Annotated in this window: 19 protein-coding genes; 6 read left to right on the top strand and 13 right to left on the bottom strand. The window is 42.2% G+C overall.

Features of this window, described 5'->3' with window-relative positions; all coding sequences use genetic code 11:
- Positions 1–928 precede the first annotated feature (928 nt).
- Positions 929–1513, bottom strand: coding sequence for a M23 family metallopeptidase (locus tag EO93_RS14955; RefSeq protein ID WP_048163362.1), 585 nt, complete (start codon positions 1511–1513; stop codon positions 929–931).
- Positions 1514–1952: 439 nt separating this feature from the next.
- On the opposite strand from EO93_RS14955, the gene EO93_RS14950 reads away from it, so the two are divergent.
- Entirely contained in the window at positions 1953–2303 is a 351-nt protein-coding gene (locus EO93_RS14950; RefSeq protein WP_048139210.1) for a DUF2173 family protein, read from the top strand.
- A gap of 606 nt (positions 2304–2909) precedes the next feature.
- Here EO93_RS14950 and EO93_RS14945 read toward each other — a convergent pair.
- Together EO93_RS14945 and EO93_RS14940 are read right to left on the bottom strand one after the other, a co-directional pair.
- Entirely contained in the window at positions 2910–3731 is an 822-nt protein-coding gene (locus EO93_RS14945) for an alpha/beta fold hydrolase (RefSeq protein WP_082107680.1), read from the bottom strand.
- 543 nt (positions 3732–4274) lie between these two features.
- Positions 4275–6218 (bottom strand): histidine kinase dimerization/phosphoacceptor domain -containing protein, encoded by a 1944-nt coding sequence (locus tag EO93_RS14940; protein WP_048163359.1) that lies wholly within the window; start codon positions 6216–6218, stop codon positions 4275–4277.
- 402 nt (positions 6219–6620) lie between these two features.
- On the opposite strand from EO93_RS14940, the gene EO93_RS14935 reads away from it, so the two are divergent.
- Complete coding sequence (locus EO93_RS14935; protein WP_048133254.1) at positions 6621–6833, top strand: hypothetical protein; 213 nt, start codon at positions 6621–6623, stop codon at positions 6831–6833.
- A gap of 226 nt (positions 6834–7059) precedes the next feature.
- On the opposite strand, the gene EO93_RS14930 is transcribed toward EO93_RS14935, so the two are convergent.
- Both EO93_RS14930 and EO93_RS16620 read right to left on the bottom strand, forming a co-directional pair.
- Positions 7060–7776 (bottom strand): endonuclease III domain-containing protein, encoded by a 717-nt coding sequence (locus EO93_RS14930; RefSeq protein WP_048163377.1) that lies wholly within the window; start codon positions 7774–7776, stop codon positions 7060–7062.
- Between the two features lie 89 nt (positions 7777–7865).
- Complete coding sequence (locus EO93_RS16620; protein ID WP_052735480.1) at positions 7866–11651, bottom strand: PAS domain S-box protein; 3786 nt, start codon at positions 11649–11651, stop codon at positions 7866–7868.
- A gap of 656 nt (positions 11652–12307) precedes the next feature.
- Between EO93_RS16620 and EO93_RS14915 the strand changes: the two genes are divergently transcribed.
- Entirely contained in the window at positions 12308–13504 is a 1197-nt protein-coding gene (locus tag EO93_RS14915) for an Acg family FMN-binding oxidoreductase (RefSeq protein ID WP_052735479.1), read from the top strand.
- A gap of 244 nt (positions 13505–13748) precedes the next feature.
- On the opposite strand, the gene EO93_RS14910 is transcribed toward EO93_RS14915, so the two are convergent.
- From EO93_RS14910 to EO93_RS14890, 5 genes are all read right to left on the bottom strand, one after another.
- Entirely contained in the window at positions 13749–14249 is a 501-nt protein-coding gene (locus tag EO93_RS14910; RefSeq protein WP_048133285.1) for a phosphate-starvation-inducible PsiE family protein, read from the bottom strand.
- Positions 14250–14575: 326 nt separating this feature from the next.
- Entirely contained in the window at positions 14576–15919 is a 1344-nt protein-coding gene (locus EO93_RS14905) for an ABC transporter permease (protein ID WP_235284290.1), read from the bottom strand.
- A 76-nt stretch (positions 15920–15995) separates the two neighbouring features.
- Positions 15996–17246, bottom strand: coding sequence for a COG1361 S-layer family protein (locus tag EO93_RS14900; protein ID WP_156161348.1), 1251 nt, complete (start codon positions 17244–17246; stop codon positions 15996–15998).
- 143 nt (positions 17247–17389) lie between these two features.
- Complete coding sequence (locus EO93_RS14895) at positions 17390–18103, bottom strand: ABC transporter ATP-binding protein (protein WP_048163357.1); 714 nt, start codon at positions 18101–18103, stop codon at positions 17390–17392.
- 259 nt (positions 18104–18362) lie between these two features.
- Entirely contained in the window at positions 18363–18938 is a 576-nt protein-coding gene (locus EO93_RS14890; protein ID WP_200898132.1) for a DUF4013 domain-containing protein, read from the bottom strand.
- Between the two features lie 184 nt (positions 18939–19122).
- On the opposite strand from EO93_RS14890, the gene EO93_RS14885 reads away from it, so the two are divergent.
- Together EO93_RS14885 and EO93_RS14880 are read left to right on the top strand one after the other, a co-directional pair.
- Complete coding sequence (locus EO93_RS14885) at positions 19123–19905, top strand: hypothetical protein (RefSeq protein ID WP_048163355.1); 783 nt, start codon at positions 19123–19125, stop codon at positions 19903–19905.
- The gene (locus tag EO93_RS14880) at positions 19881–20183 is read left to right on the top strand and encodes a winged helix-turn-helix domain-containing protein (RefSeq protein ID WP_235282888.1); all 303 of its coding nucleotides are present in this window, start codon (positions 19881–19883) and stop codon (positions 20181–20183) included. The genes EO93_RS14885 and EO93_RS14880 overlap by 25 nt, the downstream gene beginning before the upstream one ends.
- A 106-nt stretch (positions 20184–20289) precedes the next feature.
- On the opposite strand, the gene EO93_RS14875 is transcribed toward EO93_RS14880, so the two are convergent.
- The 3 genes from EO93_RS14875 to EO93_RS14860 form a co-directional block, all read right to left on the bottom strand.
- On the bottom strand, positions 20290–20496 hold the full coding sequence (locus EO93_RS14875; RefSeq protein WP_048133245.1) for a helix-turn-helix transcriptional regulator: 207 nt from the start codon (positions 20494–20496) through the stop codon (positions 20290–20292).
- A 20-nt stretch (positions 20497–20516) separates the two neighbouring features.
- Positions 20517–20903, bottom strand: coding sequence for a hypothetical protein (locus EO93_RS14870; protein WP_048133241.1), 387 nt, complete (start codon positions 20901–20903; stop codon positions 20517–20519).
- Positions 20904–21482: 579 nt separating this feature from the next.
- Positions 21483–22409: a pirin family protein gene (locus tag EO93_RS14860; protein ID WP_048133239.1), complete on the bottom strand. Its 927-nt coding sequence runs from the start codon at positions 22407–22409 to the stop codon at positions 21483–21485.
- A gap of 148 nt (positions 22410–22557) precedes the next feature.
- Between EO93_RS14860 and EO93_RS17680 the strand changes: the two genes are divergently transcribed.
- A complete protein-coding gene (locus tag EO93_RS17680) occupies positions 22558–22710 on the top strand; it encodes a hypothetical protein (protein WP_156161347.1) in 153 nt (50 codons plus the stop codon).
- The last annotated feature ends 17 nt before the right edge of the window (positions 22711–22727 follow it).

Below are 22727 nucleotides of genomic sequence, written 5' to 3'. Positions count from 1 at the left end.
AAAGCTATAAAGTAAAATTAAAGTAAAAAGTAGGGAGATGCAGTCAGAACCTGATAAAAATATACCTGAAAAATACTATTATTCACGTCTGTTTTTATTGATTTTTAATGGAAATTTCAACCTCTTGTTTCTTCCTTCTCTTATTATCAGGACTTACGCGGTTGAACCGAGAAATCATTAGCATTAAACCCCATACTGTCTAAAAAACTAATTTTATCACACCGTATGTTGCATTTGATTTTGTATCTCAAGTGCGTAAATCCTAATTATCTTTCTTCTTTTTTCTTCTTTTTTTGCAGGGCCGCCAGAAAAGCTGGCGGATACGTCCGATATTTACCTGTGAATTAAAAAGCGGTCTCCGGGGTCAAGGGAAGTATTCTTCGGACCATGAAGGCATTTCACTATAATCTCGTTTTTTCTTAATACCAGTAGGAATTCGCATGTTATTTGTTTTTGCGGGCAGACGAGACGGTTTCAGCCCTGTAAGGCGCAGAAGAGAAAAAAGATTTCATCTCAGGATATTCTGAATAATACCAACCGATTAAGCAGGAACCACTACAATGTTCAAATCATAGGTATTTTTTCAAATTCGTCTTAATAATGTATTCATTCAGTAGTTTACTATACAATATCTATATAAAAAAGTATATATTTCTATTATGTGCCTATACTTATCTATTAGTTTAAACTGTAGTATTGATAGCTTTTCAAGATGAAAAGCATCAAAAACACATAGTATCAGTTGGCAAAATTATTGAAAAACTTTTTGAAATAAATTCACATCAGTCCATACATATGAATGTTAATTCTCCTTCTCTTGGGGAATTATCTTCTTCTTAAAGTTTGCATGCCCGGACTATAAAAACGGAAATGACATAAATGACATAATCCGCCGCAAAAAACCGTGGCCATCAGCCTGATTTTTCATTCAGTTCCTTATTGATGCCAGATATTCCGTAGGGTCTACAAGGTTTTCTGGCTTTTCTTCAGAAAACCAGTTCCCTCCAAGATAATCTCTATGAGAGGTAATGGGTTTATCCTTCCAGAGTTCAAAATGCAGCATACTGGAGTTTTTATTCTTTAATTTCCGGATATAGGATGGAGAGAATTCATCTATTTTCGCACAGTTGAGGACCATTCCCACATACCCTATCAGCTGTCCGGAGCCTACATTATCTCCTTTTTGTACGGCATACTCTGCAAGTTCCCCATACTTGCAAAACATCCCTGAGGTGTTTTCGATTATCACGTAATACGTGGGGTTCCAGTAAGGCAGGATCTCGGGGGAAGTCATGAGGCCTGTTTCCGAAACAATTCCTTCTTCAATCGAAAGAACCTCAGTATTTTCGGGGGCATAAAGGTCAACTCCACAGTGGAATCTGTCTCCCCGGTCCTCCCAGAAAGAGCCTGCTTCTCCCTTTTGCAGGATTTTTGTCGGATTTACTTTATCTATAGCTGTTTTTTCAGAAGCTGTTTTTTCTGGAACTGTTATATTTAAAGGCCATCTTTTCATGTGATTTCAGTTTATGTCGGTAGTTAAAAAAACTTTCTTTGATCTGTTTTTTTCTTTTCAAGTTCATACAAGGGAAGGCTGGCCTGCGGTCGGTGAGTATCTCGGGATCTGAGAGAATCGGATTCAAAAACCGCCACGATTCATGAAAAAAACTCAAAGAGAGTAGATTTTCAGTAAATGGAAAAGGTTTAATTTTTTAGTTTTAAATTTTCTTTTTTTAATTTGATATATTTATATAATATTGCATTAATCTTTTTCTATTCCTTTATGCAAAAATCAGGCACGAAGGAACAATTATTTCACTGAACTAATTTTGTGCATGGACAAGGAGAAGAGCCTGTGGACCTGTGGACAGTGGCTCCAGAAACGAAGCAGGTTCACTAATAAGGTTCACCGATTATACTGAAAATATATACCGAATTTAGTTGGGGGGAAATACATGAACCAAAAAGAGTGCAACCTATCGTTAGATGAGCTTCTGAAGTTTGATGGTGTAGCTGCAGCCGGGATTTTCAGCCCGGAAGGAAAGCTTGTGGAGTATAAATCCAAAACCGAGATGCCCAAAGAGATGGCTGAGACGACTGCCAAATTTTGCGGAACCGTAAACATGATGTTCGATGCTCTGGCCAGTGCCTACACACAGCTCTACAAGATGAGCTGGATACCTCAGCACAACTGGATGTACAGCGGCGGCGATTGGACCGTTATGATCTCGGGCACAAGGGGAATCTTCGTCGAGAGCTCAAAGGCAGATTTAAAACAGCTCCTCAAAGCCCTGGGGATGTGTTAATACTCTTTTAATAAGCCCGGCTAACCATCTATGGTTAGCCAATCATTTTAATCATGTGTGTACACGGAAATTAGTACTTACTAACTAAAAAAATGCTCAATTATTGTTCTTTTATACCTTTAATGAAATAATTACAATTGATCCATAAGGTCAGTCCCAGATCTATGAAAAGACGTACAGAGAAGGTATGTAACTTAAATAGAGTGACTTGACTAAGTAATAACTTGACTAAGTAATAACTTGACTAAGTAATAACTTGACTAAGTAATGACTTAAATAAGTAGAACTTAAGTACAGAACTACATTAAATTGTGAATCAGACCTTATGGGTCACAAGCGCCCTTTTTAACACTTCATTTTGTTTCCGTCCATTTTATCTCATTTTATCTCGCTTTATCTCGCTTTACTTCATTTTGGTTTTGATCATGTCTACAATCTTCGTGTTTTCTGTTTGTCTTATTCCAGCGAATTGCCCGCTATTACCAGGTTTCGGCTTTCAAAAACTTCAGGCTTTTCACCAGCTTTCTGTAAATGATTTTAAAAAAATTTTGAGTAATAGGTCTTTCAGAAATAAAGGACTGGGGATGCCCTCCCGTGGCATTTCAATCAATCGGCAATCTCTTCAATAAATGCAACAATATCCGATGCAACGCGAACCGGCTCTTCCCAATAGAAAGCGTGCCCGCCACCTGGATACACAACGAATTGTGAGCATGAGATTGTTTCTGTGAGGGCTTTCTGGTCGCTCAGGGGAAGGAATGCATCCCTGTCCCCCCAGATAATCAGGGTGGGTGCCCTGATCTTATTGAGCTCTTCGGAAGAATCATCTTCCATGAGGCCTTTAAATGTCGCTTTCCATACGCGCGCAGGGACTTTCAGGTTCTCCTGCACCAGCATTTCTAAAAAATCCTGAGGCACTGGCTGAGCAAGCGTATCTTCTGCAAATTCGCGGACCATTCGCGGGTCAACAGGGTCTGTCATTTTTGATATTATAGAGTTCCACAGTTCCCGAGGGCCCGGTTTATCTTTAAGGGTGAAGGGAGAGCCAAGGAGCACAAGCCCGAGAGTGCGTTCGGGGTGGTCGATTGCAAAGCGCCGGGCGATAATACCGCCACTGGAACCTCCTATGATTACGGCTGCTTCAAGCTGAAGTATGTCCATAAAAACCAGAAGGTCAGCCGCAAAATCACGCGGTCTATAACCCGCCTCAGGGCGGCTCGCATCTCCATGGCCCCTTTGTGTCAGAGCTATGGCATGTATATATCCGGGCAGATGAGGCAGTAAGCGCTCGAAGGCATGCCAGGAGTCTGCAATGGCGTGCAAAAACAGCACTGGGACGCCCGAGACATCTCCCTGCTCAACATATTGGAGTACTACCTTACCGGGAAGTTCAACAGATTTAATAACAGGTGCCATGTTTAATGCCATCCAGCTAAACCTCAATTTCTAAACCTGAATTCTGCAGGCTGGTTTTCTGCTTCTTCTGATATAGTTATATACAATTATAAAAATAAGAATTTACTGTCTAATAAAAAATATTATGTACTATGCGCCTAATTTAAATCTATGGGACAGATGGCAGAAGCTATTGTCTACATTTTATTCCTGATTTTCGCAGTATGGCTCGTAAAAGCATTTTTCAGCATAATTCCTGAGCTGTTAAATTTTCCATGAATTTTTGGTCGTCACTGCTAAATAGCCGATATTTTGATTCTCGATTTTTCCAGTGCCGTTGAAGATTGTGTTTTCATCTGCTCGAAGCCCACCGCCTCAAGCCGCACCCGGCGCCTGACAGGAACAAAACAGGAGATTCCATTTTGCTTATTTTGGAATAATCCCGGCTAATTGACTCCGGAGCACCTGGTATATGACCTGAGGTCTAAAATTTGAAAAAAGGCAGTTGAATTTAAAAAAACAAACGTTAATGGTTTTTGGGACCCTCAAACTATTTTCTGATCACTTTTTGTTTCTTCAGCCTGAATTTTCTTTGAATTTTATCCTGAATCCTGTTCCCACCCCTTTTTCTAGTTCAATACTCCCATTTATCTGTTCTACCAGGGCGTTTACAAGTTGAAGTCCCAGGGAGGGGGTATTCCTGAAATCGATCTTTTCCGGCATGCCTACTCCATCATCCGAAACGGTCAACGTAAACTGAGAGGTATCATCATTTTCTGTCTGGTGGAATTTGATCTGGATTTCCCCGTTTCTTCCCCTGGGGAAAGCGTGTTTTAAGGAGTTGGAAACAAGTTCACTGACAATGATCCCGAGGGGGATTGCCGTGTCCATTCCAAGGGATACTTTTTCGAGGTCCAGCTTTAAACGGATGTCCTCGGTCCCGATTTTATAAGACTGGATAAGTTCTTTTGCCAGTTTTTGGAGGTAGGCTGTAAAATCAAGGTTTTCGGAGTCTCCCGTTTTGTAGAGTTCCTCGTGGATCAGGGACATTGATATGACCCGGTTCTGGCTGTCCTGAAAAGCCTCTTTAACTTTGTCATCACTGAAGTGTTCAGCCTGGAGGCTTAGCAGGGAGGAGATTACCTGCAGGTTATTCTTTATACGGTGGTGGATCTCTTTTTTGCGAATTTGTTCGGTTTTTAAAAGTGCCTGCTCTGCTTTTTTGCGTTTGGTAATGTCAAGTAATACCCCTACAATCCCGATTACATCCCCTGCGACATTACTGTATGTAGCTTTATGGACTAAAAAGTCCCTGATTATTCCGTCTTCCGCACATCTTATCTGTACTTCATGAGGCAGACTTATTCCTTCTTTCAGCAGCATCCTGTCATTATATTCGGAGATCCGGGTCATTTCTTCCGAGAATTCTTTTGTAAACTCATACATGGAGTGTCCTATGACTTTTTCTTTCGGAAGGCCCAGGATATAGCTGGCAAACATCTCGTTGCAGCCCTGGTAAATGTAGTCCAGGTCCCTGTAAAAAATGGGCGCAGGTATCGCATCAAGAACTGTCTCCAGGAAATTGACGTTATTTTGAAGGGCTTTTTCCACCTGCTTGCGCCCTGCAATTTCCCGGGAAAGCTGCTCATTTGCCTTTGTAAGTTCGGAGGTCCTTTCTTTAATTAATTCTTCAAGCTGTTCCCTGTGCTGCTTCAGTTCCTCTTCTGCACTCCTGCGTTTGATTACTTCTGCAATCATAAATGCCACCGAATTGAGGAAATAGGTGTCTTCTCCTGTGAACTTCCTTTTTTTAGTACTGTGGGCTCCCAGCACTCCAAAGGGGTTTTCCCTGTTTCCTATGGTGACACTCATCCCGCTTACTACATCATGTTCTTTCAAAAGTTCGGGGGTACTGAAACGCTTTTCCTCCCTGAGGTTTTCTACGATAACGGGGATTTTTGAAAAAAGGGTGTATCCTGCCTGGGATTCCATTTTCCCCTCAATGACAGCTTTTCCCACAAGTCCGGGTTTCCACCCTACTCCGGCCCTGAGCAGGAAATTTCCATCGGGTAAAAGTTCCAGGATTTTACAGTATTCGAGTTTCAGGGTACTGGCAACCAGCTTTACACTTTCGTCCATGAAGGATTGAAGGCTTTCAGACGCAAGGGCTATCCTCCCTATCTTGTAAAGAACATCATGCTGTCTTTCCTTGATACGGAGTTTTTCTTCCAGTTCTTTCTGACCGCTTATATCAAATCCGTAAACGTTTACGTATTCTTCAGGCAAAGGGTGAAACGTGATCAGGTATACTTTTTTTCCCACTTTAACTTCCATTTTTTCCGGGCTATTCAGGGAAAGTACCTTCTGCACAAAATCTCCTATACAGGAAGGTAGTTTTTCTCCAACTCCCACACTCCATTTTTGCAGCAGGGATTCACCTGCGCTGTTTGAGTAAAGAACTGTCCCATTTTTATCCAGACGGAGCACAGGATTCGGGTTCATTGATGGAAATTGGTCCATTTTTCTCCTTTTCCTTTCGGGATTTCCCTTCTTATGACCTTCAGCCCGAAAGCCGATACTTGCAAACCAGAAAATTCGTTACTTAGAAATAAACTATAATATTATAGTATACTTTAACTCTAATTAATTGTTTTCTCCGGGTATTTTATCTATGCTTTTCCATTTCACTGAGCACAAAAGTTATATAAGTTAACTGAGTAAATATTCAGTGCGAGTAATTTATATTAAAAGAAATATACTCAAATAGATAAACTAAAAATATATAGGTGCATATGCCATACATATATTACTGGGATAATCTATTTATAGATACTCGACAACTATACTATGTCGAAGAGAAAACAGAAACCAGACAAAAGTAAAAATAAAATATAAATTAAAATAAAAACAGGTGATATAAAAATGGAACAACTCAGAAACTTAATTATCGAGAACGTGGCAATGTTCAATAAGGCATTTCCGGACAGGTTCTGCCATAGCCCGGATGTAATCTCAGCGATCTCATACGACTATCAGTTCACTTACGGACAGGTAGAAAACGAGATTGAGAAGATGGTTCATGAAGGAGTTCTTGACGCAGAACTTTCCGATTGGGATGGAATAAAGCTCTTATAAGTACGGAATAAGGCGTTAAGAGGAATATTGCTTCTTTCCGATAAAGGGAAGAAATAAACTGAAAATCACAAAACACTGCACGACGACAAATTGGATTGAGTAAGAAGTATTTAACTGCAAAACAAATAATTTAAAACAAATACTTGCTAAGGATAAAGAAAATTATACAGATGGAATTTCAACTGAAATTTCGCCCGTAAATAACTTCTTTTCCCCAAAAACTCTTTTAGTTCCCGGCAAGTTCCAGAAGCGGACATTTCACAGAGTTTCTATTCTTCTGATAATATCTCTTGGCATGTTCCACCAGTAGGGCATGATACTCCTGATACACAGCAAGGTCTTCCGGAAGATTTTCTTCAAAAAGGGCCTTTATTTCATCATACTTTGCCTTTTCTTCTACCAGACCCAGGTTCGTTACTATTCTCCTTGTATATGCATCGACCACAAAAGAAGGCTGTTTGAAGGCGTAGAGCAGGATTGAATCGGCAGTTTCGGGCCCCACACCTTTTAAATAGAGGAGTTCTTCCCGGGTCGGGGTTCTGTCTTTCAGATTTGAGAACCATCCGGCAAGGATTTTGAGGCGTTCAGCTTTCTGGTTGTAGTAACCTGCTGGTCTAATGGCTTCTTTTAAGGTCTCCGGGTCAAGGGAAATCATTTTCACCGGGTCAAGGGCGTTTAGCCGTTTGAGGTTAAGGAGAGCCTTTTCAACCTGCTGCCAGCCTGTGTTCTGGGTAAGCAGTGCCCCACATATGATCTCAAACTGCTGGTTTCCCGTCTGCGGATAGCTGTAGTCCCCCGGATGATATCCCTGAACCGAGCCGGTTTTTGTGGGGTTTGTCCCTCCTTTGTCATGAAGCTCGATAAGGGGCCACCAGCCCTGCGGGCCGCAGGAATCAAGGAGAGAGTCGTAAATTTTCAGGATAATCGGATTATGGATACTCATATTCTTAAAAATGTTTTTCTGATTTTTGTTCTCCATTTTTGGTACACCGGAATTAGAGATCAGGCTTAAATAATGCTACCCTTGAAGTATCAGTTTTCATTTTTGTGTATTATAGGCATGGTAAAAGTAAAAATGCTGCCCTTCCCAACTTCGGATTCAACCCAAACTTCTCCGCTGTGCATCTCCACAAAGCGTTTAACAAGCGCAAGGCCAAGACCTGCTCCTTCCTGCTCTCTTGACTCGAATTTTTCAAGTTGCACGAAGGGCTGGAAAATACTTTGATGGGCTGCTTCCGGAATTCCCGGTCCAAAGTCTGCAACACTGATAAGTACCTTGTCTTCCGAAAACCTGGAGGATATATTAATAGTGCTCTCTTTGGGTGCAAACTTTAAGGAATTGCCCACCAGGTTATATAATATCTGCTTTAACCTGGTCTTATCGGCTCTCAGGGTAGGTGTTTTCGGGCTGATCTGGCACATTATACGGATGTTCTTCTGAGCCGAACGTGGTATCAGCATTGTCTTTATTTCCTCGACCACTTCCTGCAGGGATAAGTTCTCAAGGTTAAGCTCTGTCATTCCGGCTTCAACCTTTGAGAGATCGAGGATATCATTAATTAACCTTAAGAGGTGCTTTCCACTCTTTGAAATATTATTCACATGCTTTAGCTGCTTTTCATTTAATGGGCCGAAGACCTGGCTGAGCAGCAGGTCTGAAAAACCGATTACGGCATTTAACGGGGTCCTCAGTTCGTGGCTCACAGTAGCTAAAAACTCACTTTTGGAACGGTTTGCGGTTTCTGCATTCAGCTTTGCCTCATTTAAAGCTGCTTCTGTTTTTTTCCTTTGAGTGATATCCACAAACGATCCCATTATCCCTATTTTGCGGCCATTTTTATCCCGGAGCAGGTTTGCCGAAAGATGGACATCAAAAAATGAGTTATTTTTCTTTCTGGCAACCAGATCCCCTTCTAACTTCTCTTCGGAAAACGTCCTCCAGAAAATTTCTGCTGTTTTGTCCTCTTTTTCCCAGAGGCATTTGCTGTTTTTTCTCAGCAACTCTTTCTTATTCCCATATCCCCACAATTTCATGAAAGAAGGGTTCACGTAAGTCAGGTTTCCGTTAAGGTCAGCAAAAGCTATGGCGCTTATGGAGGATTCTATAGCAGTGTTCTTGATTTGCAGATCTTCTTCGGCTTGCTTAAGCTCTGTTATATCCAGCATCACCCCGATAATTCCCACAACCTCCCCCAATACGTCCCTGTATGCTGCTTTACTGAATAAAAAGTCTCGCTGTTCCCCATTTTTACATATAACATTGCTTTCATAACATTTTGTTCCGCCAGATCTCAGCAGCTTAAGATCGCTTTTTTTATGAAAAGAAACCATCTTTTTTGAAAATGAGTCGGGGATTTCTTCTATTGTGTGCCCGACGATCCTTTCTTTCGGAAGACCTGCAACATTGCTGGAAAAGAGTTCATTGCAGCCCTGATACTTTCCGTCCCTGCCTTTGTAAAAAACTGGAGCAGGGATTGTATCAAGCAGGATTTTCAAAAATTGGACCTTCTCCTCGAGGGCTTTTTCAGCCTGCTTGCGTTCGGTTATATCAAGGATGATACCCTGAAGATGGATCTCGCCTTTTCCGTCCCTCTGGATAAAAGTTCTTTCATCCACCCAGCGGACTTCTCCGGATTTGGTAAATATCCGGTATTCAGAGGTATAGACGTCACAGCCAGCTTCCACATTTCTGGCAACGTCATCCCCCACTTTTTCACGGTCTTCCGGATAGACAATGTCCGTGTAGAAAATCTTTTTTGAGGTTGAGATTAAATCCTCTACTTCATACCCAAACCTTGTAATGTTTTCCGATACAAACTCTATTGGCCAGCCTTCCTCATACTTCCATAAAAAGACAATTACAGGGCTGTTGTTGATTATTTGTTCCATTTCTTCTTTTAACTTATTGGAGTGCTCAAGCTGCCTCGCATAGTCCATGAGGGCTTTTTCAGCCTGCTTGCGCTCGGTTATATCTCGAGAAACGCTAAGTAAAGCCGGGTTCCCTTCATATTCGATAATTCGGCTGTTTATTTCGAGAGGGATGACAGCCCCGTCCTGACGCATGTAATTTACTTCAAAAATAGCACTCCCTTTCAGGTATATCTCCTCAAGGTGCTCAAAATAAATCCTCTTTGATCTTACCAGGACTTCCGGGGTAATCTGCAGCATTTCATCCCGGCTGTAACCACTCTGCTCGCATGCTACCTGATTGACCTCAAAGAAACGGCCTTCAATATTATGAAGAGCAATTCCGTCACTGATATTTTCAAAAATAATCCGGAGTTTGTTTTCAGATTCTCTCAGGGCTTCTTCTGCTTGCTTGCGTTTGGTTATGTCCAGCATCACTCCAACAATCCCGGTGGATTTACCTGATATGTCCCTATATACTGCCTTATTGAAGAGAAAATTCCGGACCTCTCCGTTTGCGCACAGGACCTCTCCTTCATAATACTGTGTCCTTCCATTTTCAAGCAACTTAAGGTCCTTTTCCCTGTAAATGGAAGCCAGGTTTTTCGGGATTTCCTGAGCAAACTCATCCACGGTGCGGCCGATAATCTTCTCTGCCGGGAGGCCCAGAATCGTGCTGGCAAAGAGCTCATTGCAGCCCTGGTACCTTCCGTCCCTGTCTTTGTAAGAAACAGGGGCAGGAATAGTATCAAGCAGAGTTTTCAAAAATTGTACCTGGTTTAGAAGAGCTTCTTCAGCCTTCTTGCACTTGGTCATGTCCAGGGCAACCATAAGTATGGCTTTCTTTTCCCCGTAATCGATAAGTTGCATTTTCAGTTCAACTTGAATGGGAGTCCCGTCCTTGCGAGTAACGGTAAGATCAAGGATTGCATGGTTCTCCGTCAGTGCCTCGAGGCCTGTGGCTAACTTACCGGCAGATTCGGGAGCAACAATGTCATGAGGCTCCATTTTCAACATTTCGTCCCTGGAATAACCCAGAATCTCGTATGTCATCTTGTTCATATCCAGAAAACAGCCATTGGGTTCTATGATAGCGATGCATTCGCTGGCATTTTCGAATATCGCTTTCAGCTGTTCCTGGGATTCTTTCAGGGCAAGTACCGCTTTTTTTTTCTCGTCTATTTTTTCAATATGGGAGACACTATATAGAGGCCTGTTTTCGTGAGTTCTGATCATGAAGGTTGAAACCCTGGTCCAGATAGGGGTTCCGTCTTTTCTTATGTAGCGTTTTTCGATCTGATAGGCCCCTGCCGACTTATTTATAATTTCATTGAAATGACACAGGTCCAGTTCAAGATCATCAGGGTGAGTAAGGGATTGAAAATTCAGTTCCAGAAGTTCGGCTTCGGAATATCCTAAAATCCCACATAGTGTGGAATTTACCTTGATCCATTTGCCACCTATTCCCACAAGGGCTATGCCTATCGGGAACTGCTCGAATACCGGGCAATTGCATATTTCTGATATTTTCAGAGTTTCATTGTTACTTTTGGGATGGTCCTGCTCCCTCACAAAAACACAGTATTTCAACTGTTCCCCAACCTTCAACTTTTTGCAGCTGAAAATAGCTTTCTTAATCGTGTTTCTATTTGTTACGATATTTGCTTTGAAGCTTTCATCCAGGCCATGTTTTATCCGATTAAACAGGTTAACCTCAATTCCATTACTGTCCAGAACCGGAAGCTCACTGATCTGCTTTTCCATCAGATCTGTCCGGTCCCATCCGGTTGCACCAAAAAAAAGAGCGTTAATAAACTCAATTTTCCCCTCAGAATTGACTATGCAAGCCCCTTCAAGGAAACCATCAAGGAACGAAAAAATGAACTCCTGCGTGTCTCTAATGCAAATCACATCCGTTTTTATAAAAAATAGCCTTTTATATTCCTGTACAAAACTTCAATCTCTATAAAAATATGTACATCATTTATATATCTACGGATGTTTTATTTCAGTCGAATACCCCGTAGCTTGCTACGGGGTGCGCCAGAACAACTTGATTTTTGAATTTCCCATAATCCGTCTGAATCAAAAAAGAGAATAATATTTTTCTCATCTGCCTTATGGGGGGCAGAGGGAAAATTGCTGAACCATCTTTAAAAGAGATTAATTGCTTTCTGAAGCAGGCTTGCTTAAATAATTTTATACTATCCTTTTTCCCTCTTGATGAACAAAGACTTTCATATTTTTTTGATTATATACAGGTTCCCGCAGTATTATATCTTATTTTTTTAAAAATAAATAGTGCATACCTGGTGACCTTTCCTTTGTTTCTTTGTACTTAGGTTCGGGAGATCTTTTCTTAAACAAGCTCCTATGGGTAGAAGCCATACGTTTAAGATCGAGAACGTAAAAAATGATAAGAAGGAACAAAACTCGAAATGAAGCAATTCCATAGGTAGGTAGTTGCCCAAAGAGGAGGTTGAAAAAAATATGGCATATCATGAGCTGGCATCTTATGACTCGAAGTTTATCGATTTTAATGAAAACTCCAATTCGGGGGTAAAATTTTGGCTTTGATCACCAGACATAAGGCTGTAATTGCAGTTTTAGGGATTCTCGTAATCGGCATTTTTTCACTGGTTATGGCAGACGGAGCCTTTCTTCCGAAGAAATATCTTGAGCCCTGGTCGGGGACCTATCACACGCAGTTCGAAGACCCGAGGGTTCAGGTCCTGGCCCACGGGGTGCTTGCCCCGAATTCCCATAACCTGCAGTCCTGGAGGGTGGTCCTTGAGGGAAATGACAGCTTTCTCCTGTACGTCGATTCGGACAGGCTCAGCCCCAAAGCCGACCCACCGGGCAGGCAGGTGACAATTAGCCAGGGGACCTTCCTTGAATACGTGAGGATTGCCGGAGAAGAGCTTGGGTATGAAACCGGCATGCAGCTTTTCCCCGAAGGGGAATACGGGCCTGATGGGACGGCAGCAAATCTGGGAAGCAAACCTGTTGCCAGGGTGGCCCTGCAAAAGTTAAGGGAAAATGAAACCGGTGCAGGGACTGAAAATTCGCCTCTCTATGATGCGATGTTCGTTCCGGACACATACAGAGTTCCTTATAAAGAAACAAAACTTCAGGCAGAAGATGTGGAGAAACTCGAAGCCCTGAGCACGGAAAATGTCACAATAGTCATCTTCCAGGCTCCTGAGGACCTTGAAAAACTCGGGGACATTGCTTTCAGGGCGGCTGAGGTCGAGGCGGGGCTTGACCGTATCCAGGTTGAAGGCTCCGAACTTTTCAGGCCCAACGAATGGCAGAAGAACGAGTTTCGCTACGGTTTTACCATGGAAGGCCAGGGGCTTTCGCCCCTCAAAGTTCATGTACTCCAGGGCCTCGTATCCCTTTTTCCCTCAATGAACAGCCCTGAAGCCTCAAGGGATTCTTTCCTCAGCCAGACCGAATCTGCCGTGGAAAACACTCCCGCATATGCCCTGATAATCACAAAAGGCAACAGCCGCACGGCCCAGGTTGAATCCGGTATCCTCTACAGTCGCTTCCTGTTAACAGCCGCAGACATGGGATATGCCATGCAGCCCCTGAGCCAGGCTACTGAAGAGTATCCGGAAATGGCTGGACTATATAAGGAGATTCATGAAGAATACGCCGGGGAAAACGAAACAATCCAGATGCTTATAAGGGTGGGGGTGCCGGAAAAAGAGGTCCCTCCGACGATGCGGCTTGATGTGATGGATATCATCGAAGTATAAAGAGCTACATAAGGCTTTGAAGTGCTCCAAAGTTTTTTTGGCGCTCTGTAGTGATCCCTGCAGAGCCCTTTTCCCCTTTTGTTTTATTTCAGTCGAATACCCCGTAGCTTGCCACGGGGTGCGCCAGAACAACTTGATTTTTGAATTTCCCATAATCCGTCTGAATCAAAAAAAAGATAAATATTTTTCTCATCTGCCTTATGGGGGGCAGAGGAAAAAATTGCTGAACCGCCTTCAAAAAAGATTAATTGCTTTCAGAAGCAGGCTTGCATCGATCAATTACGGCGCTTATACCTTGTTTTGAAGGTTGCCCTTCATTCTGCACAGCAGTATAAGATCCCTGGGTTTTTGCCGGGGAATATGTGATAGTAAGCACTCTCATTATGCCCAGCACGAGCAGCAGTACAGAAAGGCTCAAAACAAATTCATACCCGAACTTCTGGGCATAAAGGCCCACAGCGATCTCACGCAGGACTATTAAAATTGTGGCATCCGTTATATTCGTAAGCTTGATCCGGTCGTGTTCGTGGTAATCAACAAAAGCTGTGAAAAGGTCAATAACAATAAAAACTGTCAGTACACTTGTTACCATGTGATTGAATCCGCTTTCAAGGGACTCAAAAATAATGAAGCGAATATCCAGTAAGGTTTTTGCCATTCCCACAATTAAAGCCAGCAGCAGTACGTAAAGGATAATTGTAGTAATCGCATCCGTAACCTTTTTAAACAGTTTTATACTATCCATTTTTCTCACTTCATATAATTTTATCAGGTACATACTTTTTTAATTATATAGAGTTATTGATGCTTTTATCCATAGTTAAAAATAAAAATATATATCCTCATTTCTCTGCATCCTTCCTGTGCTTCGTCGGTTAATTCCAAAATAGTTTTGTTTTGCCTGGTTCATCGATCCCGTTTATCATGAATGAGCCACGGATAAACACAGATGGCCTCAATCCATTTTTATCCATTTTTATCCGTGTCCATCTTTGGTTCTTTTATGGACAACTCATTGTCCAGAATTTGGAATCGATGCACCAGGTTATTTCGTAATGAGCCCTGAGTTCTTTATTCATATCTCAGTGCATCCACTGGCTTCAGTTCCGAAGCATTTTTTGCCGGCACCAGGCCCGCAATCAGGCCCACGATGATCGAGACAAGAGTTGCGATAATGGTCCCTTTTATGCTGAGGGCAAATTCAAAGGGGGTTTGCATTTTCATTGAGATCAGGAGCAATATCGCCTGTACGACAGCTGTGCCAAGTAAAATTCCTATTATTCCGCCTACAAGGCTGATCATTGCGGAGTTGCAGAGAAAGATAAGCATGATATCTTTGTTCTGTGCTCCAATTGCTTTCATTATCCCGATTTCTTTAGTTTTTTCGAGGACGGATGTAAACATTGTGTTTGCAATCCCTGTAGAGCCTACAAGCAAAGAAATGCCTGCAATAAATGCCAGAAATGCAGTAAGCCCGCTAATCACCTTTCCGACGCTTTCCATATTCTCTTTTCCTGAGTACACATAGAAGTCCTGGGTCTTTTCATCAACTCTGCGTGAAAGCCTCAGCATTTCCTCTATTTCTTTTAGTGTACCTTCGTAATCGGCATTTTTGTAGAGTTTTACTTCAATGGAATCGTAGACATCCCTCTTTTTTTCACCATAATAACTGTCTTCATCGGTTGGAAGGGAATAAACTTCCTCGTAAGGCATGTAGATGCTGCTCCCAAATCCCAAGCCTCCAAATAGCCCTCCTTCATCTGCCAGAATCCCAATTACCCTGTAGGACTTGCCGTTGAGGAGGATCATCTGATTGACCATTATTTTCCGTCCCAGCTCTTCATTGTTAGCAAGTTCACCGGAAATTACCACTGAAGTCCGGTCTCCGGGCTGCAGCATCCGGCCTTCTCCTACCTTTTTCTTGGTGATGTCAGGCCAGACCCGCGGGTCCACACCCTTGACATAGACGTTGGTCTTCTTGCCTCCGAATTCCATTGTTGCGCTGCTTTCAACGTTAACGTTGATGTACTGTACTCCGGGAATTCGACGGAGCGTGAACACATCCATTTTTGTGAGTTCCGGGCTTTTCGGTTCTTCATAATTCACAGGACTTCCGGAACCGCCTCCGCCTTCACTTTCATTTTCACTTTCTACGCTTACCTGGGAGTAATCTGCCTCCTCAAAATTAAATGGGTAAGAGGCAACGATGGTGATCGTATCTCCACCCAGCTCTTCCATGGTTTTGGTTACCTGTTCCTGGAAATATTCCCCGGTTGTGACAATGGCCATTACCGAGGCAATGCCTATGATCACCCCTATAATGGTCAGCCAGCTACGTAGTTTGTTGGCTTTTACCATGTTAAAGGCAATTCTGAGTATCTTTGCAGGTTTCATCGCACCACAGCCTTCGGACATTAAGCTTTCATTCGTCTCTTCCCGGATCTGATCATTAAATGGCTCATTTTATCTGGGTGTTTAAATTTCGCGGGATTCACTCATTCATTTTTCTCTTTTTGGAAACTTTCCTGTACACCAGGACACCTGCAATTCCCAAAACAACTATGAGAACTAATTTATATGAGAATGAAGCAGTTGAGCTTTCTTCAGACCCTGAATTTTCATTTGTAGAGGACTCTGTTGTGTAAACTGTAAGCTCCTGTTTTTCTACCTGTCTCTGCCCGTCACTTGAGGTGTAGCTGATTTCAAATTTGAGAGGCAGCTCTTTGCCGTATGCAGCCGGCTTGAGATTGAAATCCGCAATCGTATAGTCCCCTTTTTGCAAGTTGCCGAGAACTACCGAATTGCTGCCGCCGTTCGTGATGGTCCAGTTTGCCTGCTGGGGAATGGAAACTTTTACGGAATTTGCGGCGTTGTTTCCTATGTTCGAGACAGAAAAGGTGTAAGCTCCTGTGAGGCTTCTTTCCATGTAAGAAATATCAAAATCAGTGGTGCCCCCGATGTAGACTCCTGCCTTGCTTTTTATCTGTTTCCGTTTCTCGTTATCAAGTGTACCGGCTTCCGTGATGGTCTTGAGTGCTTCAACATCATCATAGGTAAGAGTCATATCCAGTTTGTAGAGGCCTGGAACAGTATTTACGTTTGTAAGAACTTCAAAGGTGACATTTGCAGTTTCCCCCACATCGATAAGGTTGATATGCTTTACATTGCTCGAACCCACGGGAAGGATAACATCGTTTGCACAGTCCCAGGAAAACATCGCATTTTTCAGGGGAGAATTGCCTACATTTTTTATCCCAAAAGTAAGGTTTGTCTTTTCCCCGGGAACCAATCTCTCCAGGCTGATGGACTCAATCTCAGCATTTGATTCACTATCAATCTCGATCATGAGATCCTTGGTAAGGGAAACTTTGTCTTTTCCTTCATTTGAATAAAAGAGAACCTTTAAGGGATATTTTCCTTTATTGATATCGTTTTCCACTCCCACCTTGAACTTTACTACCTTCTCGCGGTCATCTGTAGATCGTTTTCCCAGAGTACCAATGTCTTTTGACAGTTCTTCTCCTGGCAGGGACTTGAAGGGGTATTTTGGTTCAATTTTAACGATACAGTTATCGTTTGCTTCATATCCCATATTCTGGATAGAAATCCGGACTTCCAGAATGTCTCCGGGTTTTACAGGGTCAGGGTCCTGGTTAAGCAGGTCAACAGTTACTCCTTTCTCCTGAGTACTCAGAGCAAAGGCAGGAGAACTGAAAGCAGTTGTACTTATCAGCAGTACCATGAAGAATCCAAAAAGCTGTCTGCAAATTAGGTTTTTATTAACAATTCCTCTACGAGTCAAGGTTTGACTCATAATCTTTTTACTATTAACTGGTTCAGGTCTTATTTTTTCAAGAAACATTTTTAATTCCTCTGTAATTCCCTTCAGTATTCAGGACAGAACTGGTCCTGGTTTGGTTCGTCCCGAACCACTTCTCCGTCTTTTAATTCAATGTGCCTCTGGGCGTACTGTGCGAGGTGCATGTCATGGGTAACCATGATTACGGTTTTCCCGTTTTCCTTCCACAGTTTGTAAAGCATCGTCATTACTTCTTTTCCGGTAACACTGTCCAGGGCACCCGTGGGTTCATCGGCAAGGATGATATCAGGGTTGCTGGCAAGAGCTCTTGCAATCGAGACTCTCTGCTGCTGGCCTCCGGAGAGCTGGGAGGGTCTGTTCTTCATCTTATCGGAAAGCCCTACCAGGGTCAGCAGTTCCTTTGCCCTTTTTTCCGCAATATCATCATCAATTTCCTGTATCTCCAGGGGCAAAAGCACATTTTCAAGGGCTGTCATTCCCGGAATAAGGTTGTACTGCTGAAAGATAAATCCAATTGTTTTTCCCCTCAACGCGGCCAGATCCGATTCCTCTAAACTGGCAATGTTTTTGGATTTCAGGAAGATTTTCCCCTCTGAAGGGACATCAAGACAGCCCACAAGGTTCATCATTGTGGATTTTCCACTGCCTGACGGGCCAATGATTGCGGTAAACTCGCCTTTCCTGAACTCTGCGTTCACTTCTTTCAGGGCATTGACCTGGATTTCTCCCATCTGGTAAGTTTTCCAGACGTCCCTGAAGGCAATCAGCGTTTTATCCATACGCTTTCCTTAAGCCCCACTTATATAAAAACATGCTGTAGTTGAAAAATGTATTTTACCTCCATTTTTTCTGTCTGCCTGTGGAAGGCCTGAGATATCTCTTACATGGATACGAAACTCGAAATAAATTACAAAACAGGGGTGCAACACTGGTAAATAATAACATGAAATAAGGGCTTTGTAACAAAGCCCCCAAAAAATTAAAAATATATTTGGCCAAAAATTCTGGCCAAAAATTCTGGCACAAAATCGGAAATCTTCACAGAACCTGCTCAACCTGTTCCTCAATAAACCGGCTATAAAAGTTTGCAGCAAATATCATGCTTGTGACATACAGGGCAGGTATGCCTATAAGGACAATGCTAAGTACCAGGAATATAATGGAAATTGCATACTGTTTTAGCATCGTAACGATATAGTCTCCGATGTTATCCATGACATAACCGAGTTTCCCGAAATCAAAATAAGACCCGACAGTCTGTTTCCTGTAGAAGTTTACATTAAGGACCGGAAACACAAAGAACCCGAGGAGCAGGCCCAGGATATTCGCTATGTCTTCGTCAAGCATGGTTATGCAAGTTATCAGAGCGATATACACAATGTAGAAAGGCAGTGATTTCAGGAACATCGAAAACCCGAATGTCAAATCATCTGTGAAGTGAAGTTGGGGGAGCTCCTCGTACTTACCTTCGATAAATTCGTTGGCGATTCTGACAAAGTAACCAAAAAGTGCAAGCCATCCGATCACCGGGACAAGCATCCATAAAGCGTATAGAAGCCTTTTAGGCCTGTTGAATGGATATTTTAAAGCATCAATAAAACCAATTGTTTCCATATGATCACCTGAAAAATTGCTTATTCTTTTAACTTATGAGAAGAAACTCCTTATTTTCAAACAGACTCTTTTAACACAGCCTTCTATACAGGGCACATATATAAAAATGAGAGCTAGTTGAAAAGTATAGTTGACCTCCATTTTTCCAAAAATATATATAATACAGGACTGTTGAAGGTGATGGATGACCGCTGGCTTATTCAATGCAACTTTAAGTGAAGAACTCCTTAATCAGGTCTCAGAAGCTGTAGCTTCTGCCAGCATGTCCGATATCATCTTCGATCTTTTTTTATATGCTCTGATGGTAGGCTTAGCTCTACAGATCTTTCGGGAAACTTCGAAGATCTATTCATTCATGGAATATGAAGGGCTTAGATACTTCAAAAATACCTTTTTTTTCTACGGGCTCGCTAATTTTTTTCTGCTTGTCCTGGATCTTGTGTTCCTGCTGGCCAAATCCTCAACTGTAGCGTCTTTATACCTTTTAGCCATTAGCATGATTCCGCTTTTTCTTTTAGCCGGGGTTTGCTTCTGGTTTGCCAAGGTAAACCTGCTCTCTTCGATTAGCTGGAGAATGGTAGAGGGAACCCTGGGAAAAAGATTCTATAAGTTCCTTTATTTCATGTTTCTCATGTTTCTCACGCTGATGGATACGTTAGTCTACATACTCATCTCAGTAATTGTGGGAGAATATTATGCCTTTGGCTATAAGGCCTTTATTTTTGTGTTTATACTGCTATTGATCAGGTCAAATATGCGTTCGGGTGGAGAAACAAAACCAATAACCAACCCATATTATCTGGGCTTGATTCTGCTCTTTACCCTGAGTTTCCTGGGTAATATTTCAACCCTTCTCGAAGGAAAGTCCGCAGAACTGATAAGCTCTGGCTTTGATTTATTGACCCTTCTCGCTTATGTAATAATTCTCAAAGGAATAAGAAAATGGAGCCGTATTCTTCTGAAATGAAGCCTTTTCAAAAACGAAGCAGGCTTGAAATTATCCGGGATATTCTTAATGTTATCCGCGACTCCAATAGTACAATCAGTCCTACAAAACTTCAAAGGTTTTCCAATCTTTCCTACCAGATGTTTGAAGAATACCTGGGGGAACTTGAATCCAAAGGGATGGTCGAATTAAAGCAGTATAAAGGGAAAAGGAATGTGTATGCTTTGACCCAGAAAGGTAAACAGTTTCTGGAAAAATATGAGGACTTCGTGTCTTTTTTAAGAGATTTCGGGATATAAGTGCCCCTGATCTCCAGTTATCAAAAAATTCCCCGGACTTTTCTCTAATATCTGAGAAGATCCGATCCCATTATTTCAGTTCTTAATGCTCCTTCTAACCCGGTATTCATTCGAGATCCGAGTCCTCAAATATAAATAATTCATCAATCGTTGTTCCCAGGCGGCTGGCTATTTTGTATGCAAGCTTGAGTGAGGGGTTATATTTTCCCTTCTCAAGAAAAACTATTGTTTCTCTTCTAACCCCTACCATGCTCGCAAGGGCTTCTTGAGTAAGGTCATGCCTGGCTCGAAGCTCTTTGATCCTTGTTTTCACTCTTTATCCTCCGGAGGTCCTTACTCAACATCGCCCTTTTGCATGAAATGCCACCTGAAAACATTTGCGGAGATACTCATGAAAATGAGAAGTATACCAAGCACGCCTCCTACAGTAAGTTCAATCAGTTTGAAGTATTCCACCCAGTAGAGCACTGCAATGAGCACTAACGTCAGAAGCCAGGAATAAGTTATCCCGTAAGCTGCCAGTTTTTTTGTTCTTTCATCCCTGTCCGGAAGGCCCCGCAGCCTGAAAAGTCTGAAGGCTGTTATAATAAAGAGGATCAGACCCAGGTTGATCAAAAAAATAGAGATAGACATATCAAACGTATGAAAAGCTGCCGAAAGCATCCCGGCAAGCATAATGATTATTCCAGGGACCAGTTTGTTCATGTATCTTTTTTCCATGCTTTTTATCCTCTTTTTTCAGTATCTTTTTTCCATGCTTTTTTCGCAGATTACCGAAAGTCTGTTCTTTATCTGTAACATATTATTTGATATTTCAAACATTAAGTTAGATATACTTAACATCTTCTATTATTTCTATTTTTCGCCTTCAATGGAAGTTTAAGTTATAAATTGCTAACATAATGCGATATACATGTAACAAAATGTGCCTTATATCTAACAAAAATTTTCAGAATTCCTGCTTAAGGATAGAGTTTTATCTAACCGGTTTCAGGATCGAAAGAAGATGTAAACTCGGGGAAAAAATCAAAAAAATATTTCTGTGTTTTCGGGTCAATGTACCCGTTTATTTTTCTATTGTTTTTTGAACTTCTTAGGATGGTGTTTTTCCTGTAACTGATTTTATCTTTTTATTAATAATCCAATTTTATTTGCAATTTTGGAACATAATTTTCTCTAAATTCCATTCCAAAGTTGTCCATTATGTACTGCCAGATATCTTTTGAAGTTGCGAAGGAGCCTTTCTTACTTCGTTTCTCAGTTGCGAGATTTTCTCTGGCTTCATGAGGGCTTGATACTTCATAGGGGCTTGATGCTTCGTGGATGCTTGATAAATGTGCCTTTCTTGTATTCTTCAAAAGCTATTTTTAATTCTTCCTGCGTGTTCATGACAATTGGCCCATACCAGGCAACAGGTTCACCAATGGGTTTCCCCGATACAAGAAGGAACCTTACACCTCTATCTCCTGCAGTAACCTCGATCGAATCCCCATCCCCGTAGAGGACCAGGGTCTCCTTATCTATCACACAATCCTCTGCCGGGTCAAGATATCTTTCTCCTTCAAACTCAAAGGCGCAAGGGTCTTTTTCCCTGTCGAAATTTCCGCTGCCCTCTATCACGTACGCAAAGACAGTGTACCCGGGAACTGTTATATGAAAAAATTTTTCATCTGCAGGCACTGTTACATCCAGGTATTCGGGATCGGTTACTATTTCCCGTACAGGCCCTTCAACCCCGTTTACCTCCCCACAAATAATCCTTACCTTCAGCCCTTTTTCCATGATAAGTTCAGGCACCCGGTTGCTTTTGATCTCCCGGTAGCGCGGATTCATCATCTTGTGTGAAGCAGGAAGGTTTGCCCAGAGTTGAAACCCCCACAGAGTCCCATTCTCATCCCCCTGTGGCATTTCCTGATGGATAATCCCGTTCCCCGCAGTCATCCACTGCACCTCTCCTGGGTGGATTATACCTTTATTTCCCAGGCTGTCTTCATGCCTTACCTCCCCCTGCAGGACATAAGTGATAGTCTCAATACCCCGATGAGGATGCCAGGGAAATCCCATACTATACTCCTCCGGCTTTTCCGAATGAAAGTCATCGAGCAACAAAAAAGGGTCCAGTTCAGGCACATGCTTGAACCCAAAAGCCCTCTTCAGATGTACTCCTGCCCCTTCAATTGTCGGCATACTCTTCCTTACTTTCCTTATTCTTCTAGGATTAGCCATTATAATTATCACCCCTCTAAAAATAATCCCTCAATTTTCTTATAATAACAAAAAATCTAAGTCCTCTTGAGCGAAGCTCACCACTAAAACCATAATTAGTCCTCTTGAGCGAGCGAAGCTCACTGCTAAAACCCATAGATTAGCCCTCTTGAGCGCAGCGAAAAGGGCAGCGTACTGCAGAGCCGCAACTCTGCTGAAACGGACCGTGTACTGTTGCGATTACATCGCAACTCCCAGGAAATCTCCGATTTCCTGCGATCCCGGGGCGCAATTCGGGCGAGTCCTCTCCCAACTCTCATAACCTTGCCCGCGCTGATT

Origin of the sequence: Methanosarcina sp. 1.H.A.2.2 (genome assembly GCF_000979975.1) — an archaeon.
In the GTDB taxonomy this organism is placed as follows: Archaea; Halobacteriota; Methanosarcinia; order Methanosarcinales; family Methanosarcinaceae; genus Methanosarcina.
Note: the sequence above shows the minus strand (reverse complement) of the source record. Positions and strands in the feature narration are given on the sequence as shown.